Here is a 7246-nt window from a genome sequence, read left to right as displayed (position 1 = left end):
GGGAGGTTTTTTTGCATAATTGTAATATTCCGCCTAGAATGTCACACTTGTCAATACCCTCTGACCTGAATCCTTACCTCTGGGGGAACTTGCTTCGCAAACCATAGACATTGCCTTACAAGTCGGTTTCTCCAGTCAAAACCATCTGACGCAACAGTTCAAGTGCCTCACTGGAATGACCTCCAAGCAGGTTCGCTAATCCCATAAGAATCTGAAAGAAGTTGAGCGTTGACAATCATTACACTCAAGTTAGAGCAGACAAGAATCCAATGCAGCTTGCATCAGACGTACAACAACAGGATTGGCAAGCGATCGCAGTAAGCAAGTAAAACACCAACAGCAAGCAAAGGTACGTTCACTTGTATATTTCACTCATTAACAATTTCTCAAGAGGTTAGCATGTCTATTAACACGCTTTTCCAACCCTTTAGCTTTAAGGGATTGAAGCTGCCGAACCGAATTGTGATGGCTCCAATGACGCGAGGCTTTTCACCTGATGGCTATCCAACGAAAGACGTAGCAAATTACTATGCAAAACGTGCTGCTGCTGAAGTCGGGCTGATCATCTCCGAGGGGACGGGTATCGCACGACCCGCATCGCTAAACGGTGTTAACCTTCCCCGCTTCCACGGTGAGCAGGAGCTTGCTGGCTGGAAGCAAGTCATTGATGCAGTCCACGCTGCCGGAGGATTGATGATCCCGCAGCTCTGGCATGTTGGCGCAGTGCCATCCCCATACGGCGACGATCTACCCGTTGACCTGTTTGAGAGTCCTTCGGGTCTAAATAGTCCTGACCAGCCGTTTGGGAGAACGATGACTGACACAGACATCGCCGATACGATCGCTGCCTTTGCCAGTGCAGCGGCGGATGCAAAGCGGCTGGGTTTCGATGCTGTTGAACTCCACGGGGCACATGGCTATCTGATCGATCAGTTTTTCTGGAAGGGCACGAACCATCGCACCGATCGATTTGGAGGTGTGACGCTCGCTGAGCGCGGACGTTTCGCTGCCGAGATTATTCAAGCCGTCCGTGCAGCAGTCGGTTCTGACTTTGCGATCATCCTTCGCCTGTCGCAATGGAAACAACAGGACTACACTGCCCGCCTTGCGAATACTCCAGCGGAGATGGAGGAGTGGTTACAACCGCTGGTGGATGCAGGTGCAGATATATTGCATTGCTCACAACGCCGTTTTTGGGAGCCGGAGTTCGACGAATCTGAGCTAAACTTTGCGGGCTGGGCGAAGAAGTTGACAGGGGTTCCCACCATTACCGTAGGGTCGGTCGGTCTCAGCGGCGATTTCATCAGAGCTTTTAGTGGTGAAGCATCACAGGCTGCGTTACTTGATGAATTGCTGCGTCGGCTGGAGCGCGGTGACTTCGACTTGGTTGCAGTTGGACGTGCGCTGCTGCAAGATCCGCAATGGGCTGTAAAGATACATCAAAACCGTACCGCTGATCTCATGAACTTTAATCCCTCAGCGTTAGCAATACTCACTTAAAAGCGCTGGTTTGAATGTCTGATCCTCTCAACTGATCGTTTCAATCAAATTAGCGATCGCATTCGACGACTCATCTTCTTCAATGCCTTTATCCTCAATGATGGTGAAAGCCTCAACGATAACACCCCACCGCACTCTCAAGCGTTATCCGATCAGCTAGCGAGACAATCGGCCGATCATACGGTGATGCTACCTTTTGAGATTTGGCGAGAAGCGTTTATCAACGACGCTGACCTCGAACTGGCTCGATCGAGTTACGCACAATTATCGCCTGAACCGTATCACCCGTGGCTTGACAAGTTAGACCTGAAGCAGTTTTACTCGCTGCCCATCCCCAAAAGCTACCTCTATTGTACAGAAGATAATGTCCTTCCTCAAGGCGATTGGGGTTGGCATCCCAGAATGTCTAGGCGCTTGGGACTATTTCGGTTCGTGCAAATGCCCGGTAGTCACGAGGTCATGTTTTCTAACCCGGTTGGTTTAGCAGAAAAGATTATTGTGGCAGGACGTGACTAGCAACAGAATTTGGGATCGCCAACCCACTAATGTCGCCGTCATTCAACAAAAAATGACCTGAAAAGGAGAAATCATGACAACTACATACCCTCACAGTGCTGCTTTTGATTATATTGTGATTGGCGCCGGTTCAGCAGGCTGCGTTGTTGCCAACCGTCTTACAGAAGACCCTAATACTAAAGTATTGCTGCTCGAAGCGGGTAGTCCTGATACCAAGCCAGAACTTCAAGTTCCCTCAGTGTGGGCTACTACACTCTTAGGCTCGGAAGTGGACTGGGCATACTTAACTGAAGGGGAACCTTACTTAAATAACCGCAAAATTTTATCTTCACGCGGTAAAGTCTTGGGCGGCAGCAGTTCGATTAATGGCATGATTTATATACGAGGCAATGAACGTGACTACAATAGCTGGCAAGCATTAGGTAATATTGGTTGGAGTTATCAGGATGTCTTGCCTTACTTCAAGAAATCGGAAAACCAGCAGCGAGGAGCATCGTTATTTCACGGGGTTGATGGACCACTTAGCATCACAGATCCACTCTCTCCTGCAAAAGTGTCGCAACGCTTTGTGGAAGCCGCGATCGCACAGGGCTATGAGCAAAATCCCGACTTTAATGGCGTACAGCAGGAAGGTGCAGGACTTTACCAAGTGACCGTGAAAGATGGCAAGCGCCAAAGTACAGCAGTGGCATTTCTGCGTCCGATTAAAGATCGCCCCAACTTGACTATTCAAACAGGAGCATTGGTGACTCGTTTACTCTTTGAGGGAAAGCGCGCGGTAGGGGTAGTGTATTTTCAAAACGGAACGGAGTATCAAGTTAGGGTCAACTCCGAAGTGATTTTGAGTGCTGGCGCCTTCGATTCTCCTAAACTGCTAATGCTTTCTGGAATTGGACCAGCTGAACATCTGCGGGCTTCCGGCATTCCTGTAGTTTTTGATTTGCCGGGTGTCGGCCAGAATCTTCAAGATCACCCACTTGCTGTTATTGCCTACCAGTCTACTCAGGACGTGCTCCTTGCGCCAAGTAGTAATGGGGGAGAGGCTGGGTTATTTCTGCATACCAACAATAATTTAGATGCGGCGCCTAATTTGCAATTTACAATTGTTCCGATTTTATATGTCGATCCTGCCTATGCACGTGAAGGTCCGGCATTCACCCTTCCCTTTTGCATCACCCGTCCCGAAAGTCGTGGTAGTGTAAGACTACGTTCCTCCTCCCCCTTCGACCCACCGTTGATTCGGGTCAACTATCTTCAGAAAGAATCTGACATGCAACTGATGGTTGAAGGACTTAAAATTTTGCGTCAAATTGTGTACTCCGATGCGTTTAATGAGTTTCGGGGTGAGGAAATTGCTCCAGGGAGTTCCGTGCATAGCGACAAAGCAATCGAAGATTATATTCGGCAAACGTGCGGTACGGCATGGCATCCTGTTGGGACGTGCAAAATGGGTATTGATCAAATGGCGGTTGTCGATCCTCAACTCAAGGTACGGGGGATTGAAGGGTTACGAGTTGTTGATGCATCGATTATGCCAACTATGATCACAGGAAACACAAATGCATCGGCAATTATGATTGGAGAAAAGGCTGCCGATTTGATAAAAGTTGGAACAAAATTGCCTCAATGATGGTGAAAGCCTCAGAGATAGTATTCCGCCGCATCATCAAGCGTTATTTGACTCCCTAGCTAGAGAATCGGACGATCATACGATGGTGATGCCGTTTGAGATGTGGCGAGAAGTGCTTCTCAATGATGCTGACCTCGAACTAGCTCGATCCAGTTACGCACAATTATCGCCTGAACCGTATCAACCGTGGCTTCACAAGTTAGACCTAAAGCAGTTTTACTCGCTGCCCATCCTCAAAAGCTACCTCTACTGTACAGAAGATAATGTCCTTCCTCAAGGCGATTGGGGTTGGCATCCCAGAATGTCTAGGCGCTTGGGGCTATTTCGGTTCGTGCAAATGGTCCGGTAGTCATGAAGTGATGTTTTCCAACCCGGTCGGCTTGGCAGAAAAGATGATTCCGGCAGGGCGCGACTAGCTGATGGTTGAGATGAACAACAGACAATCGCTTATCCCCCAAACAAGGGCGCTAACCGATCAGAATTTGACCAATCATCGTAGGAATCTGAAAGCAATCAAGCATTGGTACTGTCTATACTTCAGATCAAACAAACGGAATTAGCCGGCAACGCTTGCTGCTCCAGTAAGTTCATAGCGATCGAACGCAGCAGTGCATCTTCGTGCTGTTGTGTTCCTAAACTGCCAAAACAATTAGATAAGAAATCCCAAAATGAGGCGCTTATGAATTCACAAACAACTCAAAATCAACTCACCAATCCTGCTGACAAATCCGCAATCCGTGCTTTCCATCACCAGATGATTGATGCTTGGAATCGAGGCAGCGGTGAAGACTTCGCTGCTCCGTTCAGCGAAACTGCCGATTTCATCGCCTTCGAGGGAACCCATATCCAGGGTCGAAAAGCGATCGCTGCATTTAATCAGCAAGCTTTCGACACAGTTGTCAAAGAAACACGCCTAGAGGGTGAGGTTAATTTCGTCCACTTCCTTAATCCTCAACTTGCTCTCATGAACGGAGTTGTCAGGGTAATGCTGCCCGGACAACCCAAAACTTCACAGTCACGAGATTCGATGCAGCTATTCGTCGTGATGAAACGCGATCAAGATTGGCGGATTGAAGGGCTACTCAATGCCCGGAAGTTGACGCTAGAACGGCAATTCTTCTTGGACGAGTTTGACTCGCTGAGTGAAGAGGCTCAACGTCAAGTGACCGACCTGAGGGGGTGACAACGTGGCTGAAACCTTTATGGGCAAAGCGTTTAGGCTCCTGAACCTCCAAAAAGATATCAGCGATTATAACTTGCTTATTGACAATTATGATTGTAGTGATCGCCGCTGCTCCTTATTTCCCGTTATCTACCCCCGAAAAAGTCGTGATCGTAGCAGATATCTTTTTTGAGGCAGATCACTTCAAACCCTTACCTAATATGTCTTTCAACTTGCTTGTCACCCCGTCAGGTGACCGACCTCGTTGCAGGTCTCAAAGCGAGTGGAGTAATCACTCCGACGCAGATTGATGCGAAATAAAACCAATCTCCATCAGCAGGACAATCATGAAACCTCAACTCATTTTCGGAGTACTAACGATCGCAACAGGATTGCTCGGAGGTTCATTCACTTATCCCGCGATAGCGAAGCGCTGCTGCGTCAGCGGAGCGGCTCTGAAAGAGCTAGCGCAAATCGCACACAGCATTCCTCCACAACAAACATCCCCCATTCTGATCGCCACTGCCTACACTGATTTAACCTTACCTACCTTGCACCAAGGCGATCGCGGCAGAGACGTGCAATTGTTACAGCGCATTCTTCAAGACAATGGCTTTTTAGGAGCCGCAGGTGTGAGGTTAGGCAATCCAAGAGGGGCGATCGTCGATGGCATCTTTGGTGCGGTCACAGCGTCTGCGGTACGCGATCTCCAGGGACGATACAGAATCCCAGTTACAGGGCAAGTCAATCCAACCACCTGGGAAGTTCTGGATATGCACGAAAACCCCTATCGATCGCCGCTTCCCTGGAAACAACAGAACATTACACAACCACAAGCCACAGGAGATTTCTAATGAACCGAAAGATTCTTTCAACCAAAATCACAACTACAACCACAATCGCAATCACAATTCTGTTCGGCGTACTTCTACTGTTCAATTTTCCATCCCTGGCTCAAGTCAGTTCACAAGTGGTTCCCAGAATCGAAGTGATCGAAAGTTCTGAAGAGATTCCACCCAGCTACCATTTAGTCATTAGCCGATCTCAGGACAATGTTTATGTCTTCTGTCCCACTAACTTCGAGCCAGAGTTGAACTATCTGCGAAATGTGAAGGCGATTCAATGTAAGCCGTTTACCAGTCCTTAGAAGTAAACCAGTACGGAGTAACGGACAACCATTTTTACAAACGGCAGTTATACAACGCGGTAAGCAAACAAGGAGCATATCCAAAAATGGTTAAAGGTAGGTTAGAGGCATTCAGTGATGGGGTAATTGCTATTATTATCACCATTATGGTACTGGAGTTAAAAACACCTCATGAGTCAGATTTAGCTGCACTACGTCAGTTGATTCCAACCTTTCTAAGCTATGTGTTGAGTTTCGTACATATTGGTATCTACTGGAACAATCACCATCACCTGTTTCAGGCAGTCCGACAAGTGAATGGTTCAACTTTGTGGGCAAACCTACATTTGTTGTTCTGGTTATCATTAGTTCCCTTTGTCACCGCATGGATGGGTGAAAATCACTTTGCTGCGTTGCCTGTGGCGCTTTATGGTGTGGTTCTATTATTGGCTGCGATCGCCTACTTCACTCTGACCCGCACACTTGTTTCTCACCACGGTCAAGATTCCACACTTGCAAATGCTCTTGGTCGAAATTTTAAAGGCAAGTCATCGGTATTGATTTATGCAGTTACAATTCCACTTGCTTTTGTAATCCCTTGGCTTGCATGTGCATTATACGTTCTGGTTGCAGTTCTGTGGCTCATTCCCGATCGTCGTATTGAAAAGGCGTTGAACTCATAAAGTTCCATGTTCGATGCAAAAAAAACTAGCTAACAAGCCCTCTGCACCAAAACGAATATAAGTTGTTGGTCACAGACAAAGGCGATCTGCGTCCGGTGAGCAGCAACGTTATGCCGCTTATGGATGTACTCAATCATCCTGGCATTTTACGCCCCCAGGGGCGGGGAATCTAGCCACAAAGATTGAAACAGGAGAAACAGAATGATACTGCAAGATAAAGTGGCGTTAGTTACAGGAGGCGCATTGGGAATTGGTCGAGCAACAGCGATCGCCTTCGGTGCTGCTGGAGCAAACGTTGTCTTCTCGGACATACGCGGTGTAGAAGGTGAAGAAACTGCTGATTTGATTCGCGAGACTGGGGCGGAATGCTTGTTCGTGAAATCAGATGTATCGAGTGAGGTGGATGTCCGAAAATTGGTGCCCAAAGCGATAACAATCTACGGCAAACTGGATTGTGCCTTTAACAATGCTGGCATCGATCTTGTTGTGACACCGTTGCATGAACAATCGATCGAGGATTTTGACAAGATCCTGTCGGTCAATGCACGAGGGGTAAGGATTCAGGTGGTGGGTATTGACAAGTGTGATCCTGGAAAGTAGAATATAGCAATTATGAAAAAAAACCTGCC

10 protein-coding genes are annotated in these 7246 nt (G+C 47.7%); all 10 read left to right on the top strand.

Translation table 11 applies throughout. The annotated features are described in order from the left end of the window. The first annotated feature begins 79 nt into the window (after positions 1-79). Entirely contained in the window at positions 80-199 is a 120-nt protein-coding gene (locus QUA47_RS31130) for an AraC family transcriptional regulator (protein ID WP_445302557.1), read from the top strand. A gap of 200 nt (positions 200-399) precedes the next feature. After that, positions 400-1500: an NADH:flavin oxidoreductase gene (locus QUA47_RS29560; RefSeq protein ID WP_333433430.1), complete on the top strand. Its 1101-nt coding sequence runs from the start codon at positions 400-402 to the stop codon at positions 1498-1500. A 183-nt stretch (positions 1501-1683) separates the two neighbouring features. Next, positions 1684-2016, top strand: coding sequence for a hypothetical protein (locus tag QUA47_RS29555; RefSeq protein ID WP_333433429.1), 333 nt, complete (start codon positions 1684-1686; stop codon positions 2014-2016). 73 nt (positions 2017-2089) lie between these two features. Further along, on the top strand, positions 2090-3646 hold the full coding sequence (locus QUA47_RS29550) for a GMC family oxidoreductase N-terminal domain-containing protein (protein ID WP_333433428.1): 1557 nt from the start codon (positions 2090-2092) through the stop codon (positions 3644-3646). Continuing rightward, positions 3624-3995 (top strand): hypothetical protein, encoded by a 372-nt coding sequence (locus QUA47_RS29545; protein ID WP_333433427.1) that lies wholly within the window; start codon positions 3624-3626, stop codon positions 3993-3995. Before QUA47_RS29550 ends, QUA47_RS29545 begins: the two co-directional genes overlap by 23 nt. Positions 3996-4325: 330 nt before the next feature. After that, entirely contained in the window at positions 4326-4829 is a 504-nt protein-coding gene (locus tag QUA47_RS29540) for an SgcJ/EcaC family oxidoreductase (protein WP_333433426.1), read from the top strand. A gap of 326 nt (positions 4830-5155) precedes the next feature. Next, positions 5156-5662, top strand: coding sequence for a peptidoglycan-binding domain-containing protein (locus QUA47_RS29535; RefSeq protein WP_333433425.1), 507 nt, complete (start codon positions 5156-5158; stop codon positions 5660-5662). Beyond that, on the top strand, positions 5662-5955 hold the full coding sequence (locus QUA47_RS29530; RefSeq protein WP_333433424.1) for a hypothetical protein: 294 nt from the start codon (positions 5662-5664) through the stop codon (positions 5953-5955). The genes QUA47_RS29535 and QUA47_RS29530 overlap by 1 nt, the downstream gene beginning before the upstream one ends. 86 nt (positions 5956-6041) lie before the next feature. Further along, positions 6042-6617, top strand: a complete 576-nt coding sequence (locus QUA47_RS29525; protein WP_333433423.1) for a TMEM175 family protein — start codon at positions 6042-6044, stop codon at positions 6615-6617. 201 nt (positions 6618-6818) lie between these two features. Continuing rightward, entirely contained in the window at positions 6819-7217 is a 399-nt protein-coding gene (locus QUA47_RS29520; protein ID WP_333433422.1) for an SDR family NAD(P)-dependent oxidoreductase, read from the top strand. The last annotated feature ends 29 nt before the right edge of the window (positions 7218-7246 follow it).

Source organism: Microcoleus sp. MON2_D5 (genome assembly GCF_036701905.1).
Lineage (GTDB): Bacteria > Cyanobacteriota > Cyanobacteriia > Cyanobacteriales > Microcoleaceae > Microcoleus.
Note: the sequence above shows the minus strand (reverse complement) of the source record. Positions and strands in the feature narration are given on the sequence as shown.

Bases quoted from the DNA above. Each gene is read 5' to 3' on its own strand.
- QUA47_RS29560 (WP_333433430.1), top strand. From the start codon at position 400: ATGTCTATTAACACGCTTTTCCAACCCTTTAGCTTTAAGGGATTGAAG.
- QUA47_RS29550 (WP_333433428.1), top strand. From the start codon at position 2,090: ATGACAACTACATACCCTCACAGTGCTGCTTTTGATTATATTGTGATT.
- QUA47_RS29540 (WP_333433426.1), top strand. From the start codon at position 4,326: ATGAATTCACAAACAACTCAAAATCAACTCACCAATCCTGCTGACAAA.
- QUA47_RS29535 (WP_333433425.1), top strand. From the start codon at position 5,156: ATGAAACCTCAACTCATTTTCGGAGTACTAACGATCGCAACAGGATTG.
- QUA47_RS29530 (WP_333433424.1), top strand. From the start codon at position 5,662: ATGAACCGAAAGATTCTTTCAACCAAAATCACAACTACAACCACAATC.
- QUA47_RS29525 (WP_333433423.1), top strand. From the start codon at position 6,042: ATGGTTAAAGGTAGGTTAGAGGCATTCAGTGATGGGGTAATTGCTATT.
- QUA47_RS29520 (WP_333433422.1), top strand. From the start codon at position 6,819: ATGATACTGCAAGATAAAGTGGCGTTAGTTACAGGAGGCGCATTGGGA.